This window comes from Pseudomonas sp. P135 (assembly GCF_020312125.1).
Lineage (GTDB): Bacteria > Pseudomonadota > Gammaproteobacteria > Pseudomonadales > Pseudomonadaceae > Aquipseudomonas > Aquipseudomonas fragariae.
This window is the reverse complement of the sequence record NZ_JAGPYR010000017.1, coordinates 29795-48602: the sequence shown is the minus strand read 5'-3', so window position 1 is coordinate 48602 and position 18808 is coordinate 29795. Positions and strand designations below refer to the sequence as shown.

Here is an 18808-nt window from a genome sequence, read left to right as displayed (position 1 = left end):
AACCTCAGACTCTCTTTTCAGACTTAAGTTCCTTAGCCAAAACAATAACTTAGCAGTTTGTGTGGCAATCGTGTTACTCGTCGGAATTGCATTGCTACATTCTTCACTTGACACCAAGATCGCGCCGTCATCCCTATGAGATTCCATACATGAAGTATTCCTCGATACTGTTGTTGTCTCTTACCCTGATCAGCGGTGCGGCGTCTGCAGGCAACCTCGAGTCAGGCGTAGGCGGAGCATTGGGTGGGGTACTCGGTTCGGTCGTCGGCCAGCAGGTCGGCGGCAGCACTGGTTCAGCAATTGGCGCAGGTGTCGGCGGCGCAGCCGGTGGCGCTGTAGGCGCGGACCGTCGCAACCGCACAGAGGCAGCCATTGGCGGCGGTCTGGGCGCAGCGGGCGGTAATGTGCTGGGTCGCAGCGTCGGCGGCAACACCGGCAGCCTGGTCGGCTCGGCGGTAGGTGGCGGCGGCGGTGCTGCACTCGGCAACTACATGGGCAACGAAAGCCGCAGCGACGATCGTCGTTATCGTGGTGGCCGTGACCATGGCCATCGCCCGAAGCACCACGGCCATCGCCGTCATCGTGACTGATACCACCGTCAGTTACTGAAACATAAAAACCGGCCGCTCTTGAGCGGCCGGTTTTCATTTGTCTGTCGCAACGCAGGCTCAGGACTGGATGCAGAGCATTGCCCCACCTGGTCAGATGAATGTGTACGCGTAGTCAGTTGCCAGCCATCGCCTGCACCCACGTCCTGACCTGTGCGTACGGATAGTCCTCCAGCACCGCAAACCCGGTGGTGGCGCGGGCTTTGAGCCTGGTGAACAGCGGCACGCTGATACCGCATAGAAAACGCGTCAGGCAGTCGGCGCTGGGCGGCTGGCCGGTGTAGTTCTGGTGCTTGTGGATAAACTCGCTGCACAGTTGCTGAAAGTCCCGATTTGCCAAGGGCTCCAGCGCGGGTGGTTCGGGCAGGTGGGCGACTTCGCCCAGGCACACTGAACAATGCCCACAGCGCTCAGGCGCATTGTGGTCACCAAAGTACCGCGCCAGGCGATGGGTCAGGCACTGATCACTGGCGAACACGTCCAGCATGGTGTGAATGCGCGCCACTTCAGTGGCTTCGTGATGAGCGAAATAATCGTGCAATTCGATGCTCAAGGCCTGAGCATCAAAGTCGCTGCGCAACAGGCTGTAGACCTCGGTCATCTGTTTGCTTTCAAGCTCGATCCAGCCTTTTTCCTGAAAGTAATCCAGCGCCTTGACCACCCGCCCGCGCTCGGCGCCATATTGCTGGTACATCGCCTCGAAATCGACGGTGGCCCAGGTGCGTGCCCGGTTTGAGGTGTCAATCAGGGCCTGAACGAACTCGCGTCGCTCTCCTTCGAAACGCGCCATCAGGTCTTGCGGCTGAAGCAGAAACTTGAAGCGGTACTCGGCAAAATACGCGTAGCGCGGCGCAATGATCCCGCGCAGCTCCAGTTGCACCAGCAGGGTCTTCAGCGGCAATTGACGAATGTTGCTGAGGTCGGCGAGCGGCCCCAGCAGAAACTCCCACTGCCCGTCATGGCGCGCCCCGAGCAAGTCTTCCAGCACACGGGCAATCCCCTCGCGCTCCGGCGTATCGCCATACACGAAGTTCTCCAGCACGTTGAGGCTGTCGCGGTTAGCCAGCACCAGACAATCCGAAGCAGCACCATCACGCCCTGCCCGACCGATTTCCTGGCTGTAGTTCTCGATGGATTTCGGCAGGTCGAAATGCACCACATTGCGGATATCGCTCTTGTCGATGCCCATCCCGAACGCGATGGTTGCCACGATGCAGTTCAAATGGCCGCCCATGAACTGCTTCTGGATCGACTCGCGCTGATCGTTGGGCAGCCCGGCATGGTAGGCGCTGGCGGGCAGGCCATTCTGTTCCAGGTGCGCGGCGATATGTTCGGCTGTCTTTTGCAGGGTCACGTAAACGATGGTCGGTTGCCCGCGACGCTCGTTGAGCCACTCTACCAGCCGGCGTCGTTTGTCACGGCCGCTGACCGGCTTGACCCACAGGTGCAGGTTGGCGCGGTAGAAACCGATGGTGATGACATCCTCGGGGGCGATGGCGAATTTGTCCTGCATGTCGATGATGACTTGCGGGGTCGCCGTGGCGGTCAGCAGCAATGTCTGGGGAATATTGAATTCGCGCTGGTAGTCCGGCAGCTTCAGGTAGTCGGGGCGGAAGTTATGCCCCCACTCCGAGATGCAGTGCGCTTCGTCGACCACCAGCAAGGAAATCGGCACTTGGGCGATGAAATTGCGGAAGCGCTCGTTCTTCAGGCGCTCGACGGAAATCATCAGAATCTTCAGCTCGCCGGAACGTGCGCGTGCCATCACGTCAGCGATCTCGTCGCGGCTTTGCGCCGAATCAATGCTCGCCGCCGATATGCCATGGCGGTGCAGGAAGGCAAGCTGATCCTGAATCAGCGCCAGCAACGGCGACACCACCAGCGTCAAATGCGGCAACATCAGGGCAGGCAATTGGTAGCATAGCGACTTGCCCGAGCCGGTCGGAAAGATCGCCGCAGCCGAGCGTCCGGCCAGTACCGCACTGATGGCAGCCTCCTGCCCCGGCCGGAACTGTGTGTAGCCGAATACCTGTTCGAGACGCTGGTGCATTCGCGGTCCATCCATCAGTCAAAAAACGGGCTCAACCTTAACGCGCCAGGCCGGATGCACATAGCACCAAAGCGTTGCAGAAACTCTACCCAGCGACCGATATCATTGTAATATCACCGCCAAACATCGCTTGATCAGGAGCAGGAATGGATTCCCTACAGCAACCCGAGGACGACGGGATCATCCGCATTCAACGCCTCGTGCCGGGTCAGGTCGATGTGGTGCTGGGCTCGCATCCACGCCGCAAGCGCGTCGATGCGCCTCGCCGCTCACGCCCTTATGGCCTGTGGCTGGCGTGCCTTATTGCTGCAGCCTGCGTGGCCGGACTGATCACCTCACATGCGAGAGGCCCCAAAGCGCTGACAGTACCGCCTGTTGTGCAGTCCATACCCGAAACCCGGACAGTCGAGGCCGAGGCGCAGCCCGTAGCCGCCGCCGATCCCGCGCCCACGCACATTCGAAAAACCGCAGAGCTTGTACCGATCGCGGCCACTGTGGCGCCGCCTGCCCCTGTGAAGCCCTTGGATGACTGCATGAAAAACGGCAACGTCATTGATGAGGCGGTGGCGAACTGTCGATTCGGCCAGGCTCCACGCCCCGCTCAGGCAGAACCGGCAACAGGCATGGTGTCTGCCGACTACATGGCCGATTTCAAGGCCAATGCTTCACGCAATTCCACGCGTTCTTCCAGGCCTTACAGTGTCGCGACGGCGTCCATCCGCGAAGCGGACGGCAGAAATCGCTACCGCGCGCAGTGGCGGATTTACGGCAATACGATCGATGGCGACAGCGTCTGCGAAAACTTCGCCATTCGTTCATTCGAACGGCGCGAGTGTCGCAAGGCGGCAGAGGTCAATTTCCGCGAAGAGTGCCGTGAGTGGACCAAACGCGCGACCAGAAACCGCGATGAGGACAGTAAAAACGCCCAACAGCGCTATTGTGAGGTGACCGCGAATTTCTCTCCCTGAAAACGAGCCTGAAACCCTCTGGCACGGTGGTCTCGCCGGTGTTTTCGACTGTCCCGGTGCATGGCCGAGCACCTGAGAATCCGTAAAAACGGACACATGTATAGCCAAAGGCTTACACGCAATGAAGCGAATGGCTATTTTGCACCTACCATCAGAGCCGTAAGATTGGATCCAACAACTGGCGAACAAGGAGTTCGCCAGGATCAGGGACGATCGACCATCGCCGGGAAGGCAGCCGACAGGGAGTTGGAATGGTCTTGGTACAAACCCGCTTCGGCGGGTTTTTTATTGCCTGCGATTTTTGCCGTCAGCAGCCATATCGCCTCAAGACTTTTCCTGGCGCCAGATTTCCCGCCCTTCAAAGGGCCGTTCGAAGCTGAGCCCGTGAGGTATAGCGAAAGGCTTACACGCGCTGGGGGAACTTGGCTATTTCCGACCTGGCTCGCGCTCCGTAGTATTGGATCCATCAAGGGGTGAACAGGAGTTCACCCGGATCAAGGATGATCGACCATCGCCTCGGAGGCGTCCGACAGGAAGTCGGGATGGTCTTGGAAAAACCCGCTTCGGCGGGTTTTTTGTTGTCTGCAGAAAAATCGCGCGCCGCTCACAGTCGTCTGCTTAGCGCTTGCCCTGCTCGAAGCGCTGCTGCAGCAAGTGCCGTGCATGACCCGCATTGACGTAATCCGCAATCAACTCACCAAGCTCGTCTGGCTTGAGCTTTTTGCCGTCCCGGCTGAACCGCGCCAGCGCCAGGAGTACCCGGCGTTTTTTCCTGAACACTTTTGCGTTCGGTGCAGAGAACGAACGTGAGACTCGCTCGGGTAAGGGCGCATCGTCTTGCAGATGCAGGGTCAGAAACGTGCCGTAGGCGACATTCAGCTCAAAATCAGCGATGTGCTGGATCGGGACGGGGGACTTCAGGTTGGCGAAGACAAAGTGCTCGGGCGTGAGCAGCAGAGCGGTCTTGTCGGCACGCAGACACATGCGCAGCGCAAATGGCAGCAGCATCAGCATGAACGCCGTCAAGATGCCGCCCGCTATCAGCATAGAGTTGCGCTTTTCGGTCAGCCCCTGGGGAAATGACAGCGCTTCGGCTATCAGATAAATACCCAGCCCCAGCAGAGGGGCGAGGAATAGCGTTAGCAACAGCCCCCGCAGGCGAGCGCCCTCATGCAGAACGACATCACCGCTTACCGTTTTCGCGCGAGCACGCAGTTCGGTCACCACCTCAGCATCATTTGTCACATGATGCTTGATGAAATCCTCGGTAAGACGGGTGCGCAGTGCCTGGGCATTGATGAAGTAATGGTCCATTGCGGCGCGGGCCTGGGCCGCCACCACCGGCCGGGTGCCGCTGCGGATCGCCTCGTCGGCAGCAACCTGCAGCGCGGCGATACGTTCGCCGTTTGAAGGGTGCGTATCCGAGGGATGCGGCAGCTGGACGGCCATTTCTTCGTCAGGCAGCGTGAATGCCTTGCCGGCCAGCTCGTGCAGCACGCTGTTCGGCAGATCCTTGGTGAACACCTCTCCGCGCCTTGGGTTGGTGGCCCGCGTGATGTGCGTGTAGATCCGCTCCTGCAAAAGCGGATCGATGGCCGAGATGCGCACCAGCGCCGAGGCAGCCGACGCGTTGCCAGCCAGGCTCGCCCCCGCGGCATCGGCGGCCAGCTCGCGCACGCGGCTCCAGTGATTGACCGCGTGATCGAAGCTTTCCATGAAATACACGCCCAGCATGAATGCCGGACGCAGAATGGTGCGCTGCAGCCACCCGCTGACCATCATGTTTTCCGCGATCACCCCAAGGCTGCGACCGATGCCGTCGTAGATCGGCAGAAAGCGCAGGCTGTACTCGGTGTCCTCACCGGCAAAATGCGCCAGCTCATGACCAATCACTGCGCTGGTTTCTGCGGCATCGATCAGCCCCAGGTACAGGATCGGCACATGCAGAGTGCGCCCCTTGAGCACGGCGTCGGACGGCAGAAGGGAAACGTCGCTCGAGGTGACGTAGAAGCCTTCGGTCATGCCCAGCACGATGTGATCGGGGGACAGCGCGCCGAGCCGTTCGGCCAGATCGCGCACATAGGCCCAGAGCACCGGGGCCTCTTCAGGCGTGACCTGCTGCCCCAGAACCTCCATCGCGGTGGGCTCGAACATATGCAGCATGACGCCCAGCTGCTTGCCCATCCGCCAGATCGAATACAGGCATGCAGCGACCAGCATCAGCACGACGATGATCAACTTGAGCTCGCCCGCGGACATGCGCCCCACATGCCACAGGCCCAGGGCTTCGAAACAGAGGATTGCCGACACCGCCGCGCCCATGGCGACGATGTGCCCCACAAGAACGAAGGGCAGAATCCGCCTGACCCTGCTGAAGGTGTGCAGCAACCGCTCTCGGGATTGACGTGCGCGTGCGCCGGCCCAGTTGAGCCCTGCCAGCCCGATGCCTCCGACCAGAGCCGCCAGCAGGCACAGCGCGATGACGGCGCGTGCCAGCCAGGTGGTGACATTACCCACCACCACTACGAAGTCGAGGCCCTGTTCTGCCTCATGGAGACGCGACAGAGCCTCCTTGAGGGTGATGTTCTCTCCGTCCATCTCCATCGTTCTCGTGAGGGCGTCGGGCGACCTGGCGAGTCTTTCGAAATAGGGACGGGCATGCGCAAGGTCAGCCTGGATCTCGGTCAGGCGCTCAGTGTTTTCGACACTGCGCTGCAACTGCCAGACACCGATGAGGTTCAGGCCCAGAGGGAGCAGGATGAGTACAGCAATGAGCTTGTAGATTTTCATGAGGCAAGGCTCATAGAGGTGCGGCGCCGCCGGCTGTCCTTAGCGCGCACAAGGTCCGTCAGGTAAAACGCCTCTGGCGTCTGCGTGCATGCGCCCTGCCGTTGCTCGAATAGAGGCGTGAGGGCGCTGGCGGCGTTATACCCTGATTTGCAAACTGATGTAACAAAGCTGCCCGCCTGACCTGCGTCGACCCGCCTGGATCCGTCCGCCTGAACGCTCGCAGTGCCATCATTCCCTTTCCAGAAAAAACAGCCTAATAAGGCCAGTCTGTGTATTTACCCTCTTCAGAGCTCGGTAAATCTGCAAATAAGTTCATCTTTCTAAGCTTAATTTACCCCCTTTATCGGATCCAAATACCACCCTAAAGCCCTTTAAAATCAACACCTACAGCTACATTGAGGGTGTAATCCAAAATAATGATGGCTCATAGGCATCATTGCTTACTGTAACGAAACCGAGAAAATATCTACCGTCTGTAGGAACTTTCCTACTAAAAATAGTGCCATAGACCACACTGCTGGCTAGACGACATCTATATGCCAGCACGAACTCCTCCCTCATTGTGGCGGTGTGTCTCGCAGTGACACACATGGCAAAACCACTTCATGAGCAGGTGTGCAGTCGAGCAATTCGCAACTTTTCCCCGTCCCCCGGCCTGATCCGGGAAACGGTCGTGAAGGGTTCAAGGACGATGTACCGATGACTCAGACGTTCGATATAGAAGCATTGATCAAGCTGCGCAAGCAGACGCGCGCTATCTCCGACGCGCTCAAGGTGCAGGCGTCCGACTATCTGTCGACCCTCGCGCTGTTGATACGCCCGCAGACATTCTTCGGTGAATACCTGCAGGGCGCGCAGCGCAGCAGCGGCCGTGAGACTCAGCACCATTTCAAGGAGCTCAAGGAGCTCTATGACCGCATTGCTTCGGCAGAGCCGTTCAAGCTGGTCAATGAACTGGAAGTGCCCCTGAACCTGATCAGCACGACACCCGAGCTGTTCCCGCTCGAATACGACATGGTGTTGTCACAAAGCGGGCAGACCATTCGCATCACCAGTCCGGTGCGTTGGGTGGTGGGCTTCAACTCGTTCGATCTGGCGCAGTTTCGCAAGGTCATCAAAGACCCGAATCGCAGCAGCGCCGAGCTGTATCGCTATGTAGTGCATTATCTGGTGCTGTTCTACTGCCTGAGCAAGTCGCCGGGCATGAGCCGCCTGTTCGAAGGGCTGCGCTTCCCGGTCAGTTTCGAGCGCTTGAAAGACTTCGGCGACCTGCCGTTCTGTGTGATCAGCTCGCCGGTTCGCTCCGAACTGCCGGATGAATCGGTGATTCGCAACAGCACGCAGATTGCAGGCAATACCAGCTTCGAAGAATTGGTCGGATACGAAAACATTCTGGAAATGAACGATGAAATCCGTCAGCGTCTTTTGCTGACGATTGAAGGACTCTAATCGCGCCCGGCCTGCCACAGGCCCGGTACGCAAACGACTTGCAGCGAGTTGCTCGCACAGGAGATGACGATGGCGAAGAAGGAAAGTACCCAGCACAAACTTGACCGCGTTCGCGCGCCTCGGGTCCATATCACTTACGACGTGGACATCGGCGATGCTCAGGAAAAGAAAGAGCTGCCATTCGTTGTAGGCGTTCTGGGCGATTTCTCCGGCAACCCGCTGGAGCCGCTGCCCAAGCTCAAGGATCGCAAGTTCATCTTCATCGACCGCGACAACTTCAACGGCGTCCTGAAAGGCATCAAGCCGCGCCTGGCGTATCGCGTCGACAACACCCTGGCAAAAGACGGCACGCAACTCGGTGTCGAGCTGAACTTCAATGCGCTGGAAGACTTCGAGCCGCAGAACGTCGTGCGTCAGGTCGAGCCGCTGCGCAAGCTGCTGGAAGTGCGTAACAAGCTGGCTGACCTGCGTAACAAGATGGGTGGCAACGACAAGCTTGAAGAGCTGCTGATGGACGTGTTGCAGAACACTGAAAAGCTGAAAACCCTGGGCAAGGAATTCGGCCGTGAAGCCGCCGTTCCCGCCACCGACAGCAAAGAGTAAGGAGGAGCCTGACGATGACCGATAAGCAACCCGTGACTCAGCAGGACAGCGCTCTGGTTGAAGTGGAAAACCTCGCCCCGCAATCTTCCTTGCTCGACAGCATCATTTCCGAAAGCCGCGTTGCACGCTCCGAAACCGAGCGCACCCGTACCCGCGATCTGATCGGCGAACTGGTGGCCCAGGTACTTGAAGGCGAGATGACGCCGAGCAAGGACCTGATTGCCGTGCTCGACGCGCGCATCGCCGAGATCGATTCGATGCTCTCCGAGCAAATGAACGAAATCATGCACGCCCGTGAATTCCAGCAGCTGGAAGCATCCTGGCGCGGCCTGAAGTATCAGGTTGACCAGACCGAGACCAGCACCACGCTGAAGATCCACCTGCTCAACGCGTCGAAAAAAGACCTCGTGCGTGACCTCAAGGCATCGTCCGAATTCGACCAGAGCGCACTGTTCAAGAAGATCTACGAAGAAGAGTACGGCACCTTCGGTGGTGCGCCGTTCGGCATGCTGCTGGGTGACTACGAGTTCAACCGCAGCCCGGAAGACATGTACCTGCTGGAAGAGATCTCCCACGTGGCAGCTGCCGCCCACGCGCCGTTCATTTCGGCTGCATCGGCTGAGCTGTTCGGCTGGGACTCGTTCACCGACATGGCCGGCCCTCGCGACCTGGCGAAGATCTTCGACACCGTCGAATACGCCAAGTGGAAGTCGTTCCGCGCCTCCGAAGACTCCCGCTATGTCGGCCTGACCCTGCCGCACGTGCTGGGTCGCCTGCCGTATGGCCCGGATACCACGCCTGTCGAAGAATTCAACTTCGTCGAAAGCGTCGATGGCCGTGACCACAACAAATACCTGTGGATGAACGCTGCCTACGCGCTGGGCACTCGTGTGACCGACGCATTCTCCCGCTACGGCTGGTGCGTGGCGATCCGTGGTGTGGAAGGCGGTGGTCTGGTCGAAGGCCTGCCGACTCATACCTTCAAGACCGATGACGGTGAAATCGCGCTCAAATGCCCGACTGAAATCGCCATCACCGACCGTCGCGAAAAAGAGCTCTCGGACCTCGGCTTCATTCCGCTGGTGCACTGCAAAGGCACCGACTATGCCGCGTTCTTCGGCACCCAGTCGACCCAGAAGCAGAAGCAGTACAACACCGACATTGCCAACGCCAACGCGCGTCTGTCGGCGCAGCTGCAATACATCTTCGCGACCTCGCGTATCGCTCACTACATGAAAGCGATCATGCGCGACAAGATCGGCAGTTTTGCATCGCGCAAGGATGTCGAGCTGTTCCTCAACAAGTGGCTGTCCAGCTACGTGTTGCTGGATGACACCGCCAGCCAGGAAGCCAAGGCCAAGTTCCCGCTGCGCGAGGCGCGTGCCGAAGTGTTCGAAGTCCCTGGCAAGCCTGGCGTCTACAAGGCCGTGACTTACCTGCGTCCGCATTACCAACTGGATGAACTGACGGCATCGCTGCGTCTGGTCGCCGAATTGCCGCAATCGACACGCGGCTAACGTCCGTCACTTAGCCAGGGAGGCAACATGAGTAGTCAACACAAGCTGTTGCCTTCATTGCTGGATCGATTGCTCGACGATCGTCCGCATCAGTCCGTGGAATCGTCATCGCAACGGTTGAGCTCGCTGGCCGATTACAAGGCCAGCATCGTGCGTGACCTGGAGATTCTGGTGAACACTCGCCAGTCTCTGGTCGCTGGCGAGCTGGAAGGTTTCGCCAATCTGAGCGGCACCATCCTCGACTACGGTATGCCCGACTTCACCAGTAGAAGCGTGCTCGACCCACAGGACCGGCTTTTGATCCAGCGCCAGCTGGAAAAGGCCATCTCGGTGGGCGACCGACGCTTTCGCAGCGTGAAAGTCCAGTTGCTTGCACAACAGACCGGCCAACGCATGCTGACTTTTCGTGTGGACGCAGTACTGCGTCTGCAGGACATTTCGCGTCAGGTTTCCTTTGACGCCGTGCTGCAGGTCAACACTCAGGAATACAAAGTGCAGAACCTCAACTGATGCTCGACGATCTGCTGCCCTATTACGAGAAGGAACTCTCGCACCTGCGCTTTCTGGGCCAGGAATTTGCCGCTCAATATCCGAAGATCGCTTCGCGACTGCTGATTGAGGGCGACAACTGCGAGGACCCGCATACCGAGCGCCTGATCGAGGCGTTCTCGTTCCTCTCGGCTCGCGTGCACAAGAAGCTCGATGATGAGTTTCCGGAAATCGTCGAGTCGTTCCTCGAGGTGCTGTACCCGCATTACTTGCGCCCTACCCCGTCGATGTCCATCGTCGAGTTCAACATGGGCAAGCAGGAAAAGGTCACCGAGTCCTATCGTGTGGCGCGACACACCGAACTGCATGCCAATCCGGTGGACGGCATCGTGTGCAAGTTCCGGACGTGCTACCCGGTCGAGCTATGGCCGATTGCCGTGCAGAGCGCGTCGTTCATCGAAATGGAACGCTCGGCGTTCAACGGCCACAGCGCAGACCTGATTGCACGTCTGCGCATTGGTCTGACGGCCACCTCCGACGTGCTGTTCGGCAAGATGGAAATGGACAGCCTGCGCTTTTTCCTCGATGGCGAAAGCACGCTCATGCATCAACTGTATGAGCTGCTGTTCAACAACCTGGCCAAGGCCACGCTGTCCTTCGAAGACGAAGGCCGCACTCGCGAAGTGGTGCTGCCCGCCGGTGCCTTGAAGTCTGTCGGTTACGGTCTGGATGAAGGGCTGGTGGATTACTCGGAGCGTTCGTTTCTCGGTTATCGGTTGCTGCACGAGTACTTCACCTTCCCGGACAAGTTCATGTTCTTCGACCTGTCGGGCTTTGCGCGCATTCTGGCGGGCAAAGAGATCGGCAAAGTGGAGATCAATTTCTACTTTTCCGACTACGACCTGACGGACCGTCTGGCGCGCCTGACGCAGAACGTCAGCCGCAACAATTTCAAGCTCAACTGCACGCCGATCATCAACCTGTTCCGCCAGCAGGCCGAGCCGATCAAGCTGACCCACGTCCAGCATGAATACGCTGTCACGCCGGATGTGCGCCTGCAAAGCTCCGCCGAAGTGGTCTCGATCGATCGCGTGCGCCGGGTCAAGAAGATCAATGGCAACGACCAGGTCGGCACCTGCCATCCGTTCTTCGAACCACGCGGCGATCAAGGCCCGGGACAGAGTTTCTGGATCGCCCGGCGCCGGCCGACGCAGAGCCGGCAAAGCGATGGCTCGAACATGTTCATCCGGGTCGTGGATCGGGATCTGGAACTGATCGATTCCAACAACGACACGCTCAGTATCCGTCTGACGTGCAGCAATCGCGACCTGCCATTGATGCTGCCTTTTGGCGGCGAGCGCGGCGATTTCAACATTCCGTCGAACTCAGTGATCAAGGACATCCGCTGCCTGCGCAAGCCTACGGCGACGGTGCGCGTGCCGCTGGGCAACGGCGTGATCTGGCGGCTTATTTCGCACCTGTCACTCAACCACATGTCGCTGGTTTCCAAGGGACGCGAGGTGCTGCTGGAACTGCTGTCGCTTTACAACTACCGCAACGTGTCGGCGATCCGCAAACAGATCAACGGGATCGTTTCGGTGAGCAGCGAGCCGGTCGTGGCACGCATCGGCCATCCGCGGCCGAACTTCGTGCGCGGCGTCGGCATCACGCTGAAGTTCGATGAAAGCCAGTACACCGGCAGTGGCGTGTTCCTGTTCGGCATGGTGCTTGATCACTTCTTTGGTCAGTACTGCTCGATGAACAGCTTTACCCAATTAACCCTTCGCACCTTGCAGCGCGAAAAGAGAGTGGTCCAATGGCCCCCGCGAACAGGCGATCAACCCCTGGTCTGATCGACCAGGCAAGGGCTGAGCCGCACCGATTCGAATTTTTCCAGTTGGTGCGTTTGCTTCGCCTGCACTACAGCAGGAACGGGCGTATGGACCTGGAAACCAGGCCGCACGAAGACCCTCTGCGCTTTCGTTCGCAGCTGTCGCTGAACTTCCCGGCCAGTGAAGTCAGCGACCTGCAGTTCGAACGCGAAGGCAAGCTCTCGGCGGCAGGTTTGCCGCTGTCCGAAGTGCAGGTCACGTTCATGGGCCTGGTCGGTCCTTCGGGTGTGCTGCCGCGCCCGTACACCGAGCTATTGATCGACCGACATATTCAGTATCGAGACGACGCTGCACATGCGTTTCTGGATATTTTTTCGCATCGCATGACCACGCTGTTTTACGAGGCGTGGCAGAAGTACAAGTTTTACATCGAGTACGAGCGCAACGGCACTTCGAACTTCGACCGTTATTTGCTCAACCTGGTGGGTTTCGGTCCAGAAGGCCTGAAGCAGAAGTTCGACAAGGGCGAGTCTCCCCTGCGCCGCGAACTGTTCAGCTACTTCTCGGGGATGTTCGCGCAGAAGCCGCGCAACGCCCTGAACCTTGAGGTCATGCTGAGTTTTTACTTCTCGCTGCCGTTCAAGATCCAGCAGTTCGCCGGACGCTGGCTGAAGCTCGACAGCAGCCAGTGCACGCAGCTGGGCCGCAAGAACGCCGTGCTGGGGCAAAGCGCCGTGGCCGGCAATCGCGTCTGGGATTATCAGTCGTGTGTACGTATCGAAATGGGCCCTCTGGAACTGGCTGAATACCAGCGCTTTCAGCCGGGCACCGAGGATTACCAGAAGCTTGTTGAACTGGTGCGTTTTTACATCGGTGCCGAACTGGACTTCCAGATTGCGCCGAAGCTCAAGCGCGAAGCTGTACCCGTGGCCCGCCTGGGTCGCCAAGGCAATGTATCGCTGGGCTGGCTTGGCTGGCTCAAACGCCCCGGTGTCGACGTGGAGCCTTCCCGTTGCGCCGTTTTCCATATTCCTTTTGATGGGGTCTCCCTGTGAACCTGAAGTCCCTGTTCGCCAAGCTGAACGAAACGAGCCGCACTGCCACTGAAAGCGCTGCTGCGCTGTGCCTGTCGGAGAACCATTATGACGTTGAAGTCGAGCACTTGCTGCTGCAACTGCTCGATAACAACGACAACGATCTGCCAGTGATCCTGCGCCACTACGATGTGGTGCCTGATCGCCTGCAGGCACAGTTGGTCACTGCGCTGGGGACGTTCAAAAAAGGCAACACGCGGACGCCTGCGCTCTCGCCGCACATCACGCGCATGATCGAGCAGGCCTGGGTGCTGGCATCGATCGAGTTCGGTCAGTCACAGATCCGTACCGGCCATCTTGTGCAGGCCTTGCTGGATGACGATGCACTGCGTCGCGTGGTCATCGGCTCGGCGCCGGAGCTGGAGAAGATCAACGCTGACGACCTGCGCCTGAACATGAGCGCGCTGGTCGAGGGCAGCCCCGAGACCAAGCTGAGCAAGCCACTGGCGAACGCCGACGCCAGCACGGGCGCCACCACCAAAGGCAACGGCAAGACACCAGCCCTGGACCAGTACACCGTCAACCTGACCCAGGGCGCTCGCGATGGTCGCATTGACCCGGTGCTGGGACGCGAATTCGAAGTGCGGCAGATGGTCGACATCCTGACCCGCCGCCGCCAGAACAACCCGATCCTGACCGGTGAAGCCGGCGTCGGTAAAACAGCCGTGGTGGAAGGCCTCGCACTGCGCATTGTGCAGGGCGACGTACCGTCGGTGCTCAAGGGCGTCGCCATTCACACGCTGGATCTGGGGCTGTTGCAGGCCGGTGCCGGGGTCAAGGGCGAGTTCGAAAACCGCCTCAAGTCGGTCATCGAAGAAACCAAACGCAGCCTGCACCCGATCATTCTGTTTATCGATGAAGCCCACACGCTGATCGGTTCGGGCGGGCAAGCCGGGCAGAACGATGCCGCCAACCTGCTCAAGCCTGCCTTGGCACGCGGCGAGCTGCGCACCATCGCCGCCACCACCTGGGCCGAGTACAAAAAGTATTTCGAGAAAGATGCCGCACTGGCTCGACGCTTCCAGGTCGTGAAAGTCGAAGAGCCTGACGAAGACAAGGCCATCCACATGCTTCGCGGGTTGCTGGCGAAGATGCAGGAACACCACAAGGTCACGGTGATGGATGAAGCGCTGGTGCAGGCCGTGCGCTTGTCCAATCGTTACATCACTGGCCGCCAGCTGCCGGACAAGGCAGTCAGCGTGCTCGACACCGCTTGCGCACGTGTCGCCCTGGGCCAGTCGGCACAGCCGGGAGCGCTGGAGGACTGCAAGCGTCACATCGACAACCTGAACGCAGAAATCACCGTACTGGAGCAGGAAACCGCCAAGGGCAGCGACCACGCTCGCCGTCTGACGGCCCTGCACGAAGAGCTGCAGGCCGAACAGGAGACCCGCGAGTCGCTGGAGCAACAGTGGAAGCGCGAGCTGGAACTGGTCGAAAAGCTTGGCGCACTCAGCGTTCCGCAAAGCGGCGAGCCTGATGCCGGGCAGATTGCCGCCGTACGCGCCGAACTGGCCAGCGTGCAGGGCGAGCAACCGCTGGTCCACGCACTGGTCGATGGCGGCACGATTGGCGAAGTGATTTCCGGCTGGACCGGCATTCCGCTGGGCAAGATGCTGCGCGACGAAATCGACACCGTGCAGAGCCTGCCCGCGCTGCTGGGCGAACGCGTACTGGGTCAGGACCATGCACTCGAAGAAATCGGCAAGCGCATCAAGATTTCCCGTGCCCGCATGGAAGACCCGAACAAGCCGATCGGCGTGTTCCTGCTGCTGGGCCCGAGCGGCGTCGGCAAGACCGAAACGGCACTGGCCCTGGCTGACACGCTGTATGGCGGCGAACGTAACGTCATCACCATCAACATGTCCGAATACCAGGAAGCCCACACCGTCTCCAGCCTGAAAGGCTCACCGCCTGGCTACGTCGGTTACGGCGAAGGTGGCGTGCTCACCGAAGCCGTACGCCGCAAGCCTTATAGCGTGGTGCTACTCGACGAGGTGGAGAAAGCCCACCCGGATGTGCTCGAGCTGTTTTTCCAGGTCTTCGACAAAGGCGTGTTGGACGATGGCGAAGGTCGCGAGATCAACTTCCGCAATACCGTGATCATCCTCACCTCCAACACCGGTACTGATCGCATCATGCAGTGGTGCCTGAACACCGAGCAGAAGCCGACCCCCGATGACATCGTGGAAGGCCTGCGCGACGAGCTGAATCAGGTGTTCAAACCGGCCTTCCTGGGGCGCCTGACCATCGTGCCGTATTACCCGGTGCAGGACGCGATTCTGGAACGCATCGTCGGCCTGAAGCTGGAGCGCATCCGCAAGCGTTTCGAGCGCAATCATCAGGCGGTGCTGCGTTACGACGAAGCGCTGATCAAGGCTATCGCGTCGCGCTGCACGGAAGTCGACAGCGGCGCGCGCAATATCGACAACATCCTGTCCAAGACCCTCATGCCGGAGCTCGCGCAGCGGGTGCTGGAGCGGATGGCGCAGGACAAGCCGATTCAGAGCCTGACCATCGACCTGGGCAGCGATGGCGACTTCGCTTACACCCTGACCTGATCGATCACCCCATAGGTAAGACGTAATGAATAAAAGACTTCAAGGCAATTGTTCCTCGAAGCCAGCCTTGGCAAGGTGCCTGGCTGTTCTGGCAATGATGATGGCTCTGTCCGCCTGCGGCGTGACAGACCGTGTCGCCAAGCGCATGGATGACACCTGGGCTGGCGACATGATGTTCGGTGACAATGAAAAGGTCATCCTGACGACTGACGGCGGCAACCAGCTCAACCCCGACGAGTACGGCAAACCGCTCTCGGTGGTGGTGCGCGTTTATCAACTGTCCTCTCTGGAGCGCTTCGAGTCGATCAACGCCGACACTCTCTGGGAGGATCCGCAAAAGGCTCTGGGCAACACGCTGGTCGAGAGCCGGGAGCTGATTCTGTTGCCTGGCATGGGCCAGACCGATCAGTGGCCGCTGAACCCGAATGCCTCGTATGTGGGCATCGCGGCGTTCTTCCGCACCGACGTCGACAGCCGCTGGAAGGTCGCGTTCGACGCCAACACGCTGCGCAAGGACGGTATCTGGTTCTCGTCCGACGGCGTGCGTGTGCTGGTGGATAACAACTACATCCTCGCGGTGCGTGGTGTGGACGTGCTGAACAAACTCAAGACTGAAGAGCAGTTCAACAAATCCAATTCGATTCCCGAACAACCCGCCGGCAAAAGTATGACCGAGCGCGCGCAGGACGCAGCTGTCCAGCAGGTTCAGGACTCGGCCGGCAGTGCTGCCAAAAAGGCAGCCGACTCACAATTCAATTCTCTGTTGGAAGGCGCCAAATGAGTAAACAAAGCCGCGTGATGTGGTCGGAAGGCATGTTCCTTTTGCCGCAACATTTCCAATATCAGGATGAGTTTCATCAACATCAGCTTGCTGAGTCGACGCTGCGCTCCACGCCCTTTCACTGGGGCGTGCAAACGCTGGAAGTCGACGTCGAGGCGCTGGCGACAGGCTCCCTGCAACTGAAGCGTCTGAAGCTGGTGTTCCCGGACGGCAGCCTTTACGACGCGCCGCAGCACGACCCGCTGCCTGCCGCCCGCGACCTGAAAAACCTGCTCAAAGGCGGAGAAATCAAGGTCTACGCGGCGCTCAAACTGCCTGAGCCCTTTGGCCTGAACTACGTTGAGGACGGCCAGGAGCAGAAGAGCGCGCGACGCTTTCGCAAACAGTTCGACACCCTGCCAGACCTCAACGAAGGCGATCTGGAAAACGAAATCACCAGCCTGCGCCTGAACGTGGTGATGCTGGTCGATGGCGACAGTCTGGATGGCTACAGCTACTGCCCGATTGCCCGACTGGCACGCAACAGCATTGGCGGCTTCAACCTGGATGCGCATTTTGTGCACCCGACGCTGCACGTGGGCACCCACGAGACGCTGGTCGGTCTCGGCAGGCGTTTGATCAGCGTGCTGCAAGCCAAGAGCAAGGCGCTTTCAGGCCGCCGCCGCGAGCGTGCTGACCAGATCGCCGAGTTTGGCTCCAGCGACGTCACCTTGTTCTGGCTGCTGAATACGGTCAACCGCGCCTACCCGCAACTGGCTCACCTGCTGGCGCATCCACGCTTGCACCCGGAACGTCTGTATCTGTTTCTGGCGGAACTGGCGGGTGGTTTGCTGACCTTCTCGCTGGACACCCAGCTCACCGACATCCCCGATTACGATCATCAGGACCCGGCGGCCTCGTTGGTCAAGCTCGACGAACTGGTTCGTCTGCTGCTTGAAAACGTGATTCCGAACCAGTGCATCGTCATCAACCTGAGTCAGGTCCGGCCTTCGTACTGGCAGGGCCAGTTGCTGGACCCGCGTCTTACCGAAGCCGACTTTTACATCTCGGTGCATGCCGACATGCCCGGCTCCAGCCTGCTGGAACTGGTGCCGCGCGCCTTCAAGGTCGGTTCGCCGGAAGACATCGAAGTGGTGGTCAACAGCGCCATGCCGGGCGTCACGCTGAACCACTCGACGCGTCTGCCAAACGCCATTCCGGTGCGCCTGGACAACCATTACTTCTCCATCGAGCCGCATGGCCGCGTGTATGAACGCATGATGGAAGCCCAGGCCATTTCCTTCTACGCGCCCAGCGCGTTTACCAATCTCAAGCTCGAACTGTTGGCGGTGCTTAAATGACTGAAGCCGTGATGCAAGGTGCCGCTACGGCCGCAACCGAAAAACCTACGCTCAAAGACCTGGTACGTGACTTCATCACCATGGCGCTGATTGTCCGTCGCGGCCGCCAGGCGATCTCGGTCACTGCCTTCGAATCCAGCGTCGATACCTTTTTCGCCAACCTGGAGCGTCAGGCGCGCAGCGCCAACTACAGCGTCGAACAGGTCAAGGACGCCCAATACGCACTGTGCGCATTCCTCGATGAGAGCGTGCTGCGTTCGGGCGACAACGACATGCGTCGCCACTTCGAAATGGAGCCGTTGCAGTTCCGTTATTTCGGGGTTCACCTGGCGGGCGAAGGCTTCTTCGAGAAAATCGAACTGCTGCGCGCCGACGTGAAAAAGAACCTGGATGTGCTCGAGGTGTATCACCTGTGCCTGGCCCTGGGTTTCGAAGGCAAATTCGGGCTGGGTCAGAAGGACCAGTTGCGCTACCTGGCCAACACGCTGGGCCAGGACATCGCACGCTACCGCAAGACGCCAAAGGCGCTGTCGCCTGACTGGGCATTGCCTGACCAGGTGTCGCAAATGCTGCGCCATGAAGTTCCGGTATGGCTTTACCTGGTGCTCATCGCCCTCGTATGCCTGGGTGTCTATCTGACGCTTGACTGGTTGCTGGGCAAAGACGTGGCCGCGTTGGCCGAACAAATCAGCCAACTGTTCAATGCTTGAGTCCCGATCAGGTAAC

The 18808-nt window shown here is 59.4% G+C and carries 14 protein-coding genes; 12 read left to right on the top strand and 2 right to left on the bottom strand.

Features of this window, described 5'->3' with window-relative positions; genetic code table 11:
• Positions 1–149: 149 nt before the first annotated feature.
• A complete protein-coding gene (locus KBY08_RS21225; RefSeq protein ID WP_003401931.1) occupies positions 150–590 on the top strand; it encodes a glycine zipper domain-containing protein in 441 nt (146 codons plus the stop codon).
• A 133-nt stretch (positions 591–723) separates the two neighbouring features.
• Here the strand turns inward: KBY08_RS21225 and KBY08_RS21220 are convergent, their stop codons facing one another.
• Positions 724–2658 (bottom strand): ATP-dependent DNA helicase RecQ, encoded by a 1935-nt coding sequence (locus KBY08_RS21220; protein ID WP_177410955.1) that lies wholly within the window; start codon positions 2656–2658, stop codon positions 724–726.
• Positions 2659–2804: 146 nt separating this feature from the next.
• Here KBY08_RS21220 and KBY08_RS21215 point away from each other — a divergent pair, with 146 nt between their 5' ends.
• A complete protein-coding gene (locus KBY08_RS21215) occupies positions 2805–3626 on the top strand; it encodes a hypothetical protein (RefSeq protein ID WP_011269326.1) in 822 nt (273 codons plus the stop codon).
• A 618-nt stretch (positions 3627–4244) separates the two neighbouring features.
• Here KBY08_RS21215 and KBY08_RS21210 read toward each other — a convergent pair.
• Positions 4245–6416 (bottom strand): M48 family metallopeptidase, encoded by a 2172-nt coding sequence (locus KBY08_RS21210; protein WP_060408878.1) that lies wholly within the window; start codon positions 6414–6416, stop codon positions 4245–4247.
• 699 nt (positions 6417–7115) lie between these two features.
• Between KBY08_RS21210 and KBY08_RS21205 the strand changes: the two genes are divergently transcribed.
• The 10 genes from KBY08_RS21205 (at position 7116) to icmH (ending at position 18792) form a co-directional block, all read left to right on the top strand.
• Positions 7116–7865, top strand: a complete 750-nt coding sequence (locus KBY08_RS21205) for a hypothetical protein (protein ID WP_003401916.1) — start codon at positions 7116–7118, stop codon at positions 7863–7865.
• A gap of 69 nt (positions 7866–7934) precedes the next feature.
• Positions 7935–8468, top strand: a complete 534-nt coding sequence (gene tssB / locus KBY08_RS21200; protein ID WP_003318241.1) for a type VI secretion system contractile sheath small subunit — start codon at positions 7935–7937, stop codon at positions 8466–8468.
• Between the two features lie 14 nt (positions 8469–8482).
• Positions 8483–9985 carry a type VI secretion system contractile sheath large subunit gene (gene tssC, locus KBY08_RS21195; protein ID WP_111522583.1) on the top strand — a complete coding sequence of 501 codons (1503 nt, stop codon included), beginning with the start codon at positions 8483–8485 and terminating at the stop codon, positions 9983–9985.
• Between the two features lie 27 nt (positions 9986–10012).
• Positions 10013–10495 carry a type VI secretion system baseplate subunit TssE gene (gene tssE, locus KBY08_RS21190; protein WP_003318239.1) on the top strand — a complete coding sequence of 161 codons (483 nt, stop codon included), beginning with the start codon at positions 10013–10015 and terminating at the stop codon, positions 10493–10495.
• Positions 10495–12327: a type VI secretion system baseplate subunit TssF gene (tssF, locus tag KBY08_RS21185; RefSeq protein WP_003343627.1), complete on the top strand. Its 1833-nt coding sequence runs from the start codon at positions 10495–10497 to the stop codon at positions 12325–12327. The genes tssE and tssF overlap by 1 nt, the downstream gene beginning before the upstream one ends.
• Positions 12291–13361, top strand: coding sequence for a type VI secretion system baseplate subunit TssG (gene tssG / locus KBY08_RS21180; RefSeq protein ID WP_003318236.1), 1071 nt, complete (start codon positions 12291–12293; stop codon positions 13359–13361). The genes tssF and tssG overlap by 37 nt, the downstream gene beginning before the upstream one ends.
• Positions 13358–15961 carry a type VI secretion system ATPase TssH gene (gene tssH, locus KBY08_RS21175; RefSeq protein WP_003401911.1) on the top strand — a complete coding sequence of 868 codons (2604 nt, stop codon included), beginning with the start codon at positions 13358–13360 and terminating at the stop codon, positions 15959–15961. The genes tssG and tssH overlap by 4 nt, the downstream gene beginning before the upstream one ends.
• A 25-nt stretch (positions 15962–15986) precedes the next feature.
• Positions 15987–16742 carry a type VI secretion system lipoprotein TssJ gene (gene tssJ / locus KBY08_RS21170; RefSeq protein WP_080278131.1) on the top strand — a complete coding sequence of 252 codons (756 nt, stop codon included), beginning with the start codon at positions 15987–15989 and terminating at the stop codon, positions 16740–16742.
• A complete protein-coding gene (gene tssK / locus KBY08_RS21165; RefSeq protein WP_003343637.1) occupies positions 16739–18082 on the top strand; it encodes a type VI secretion system baseplate subunit TssK in 1344 nt (447 codons plus the stop codon). The genes tssJ and tssK overlap by 4 nt, the downstream gene beginning before the upstream one ends.
• Positions 18079–18792, top strand: a complete 714-nt coding sequence (gene icmH / locus KBY08_RS21160; RefSeq protein ID WP_003318805.1) for a type IVB secretion system protein IcmH/DotU — start codon at positions 18079–18081, stop codon at positions 18790–18792. Before tssK ends, icmH begins: the two co-directional genes overlap by 4 nt.
• The last annotated feature ends 16 nt before the right edge of the window (positions 18793–18808 follow it).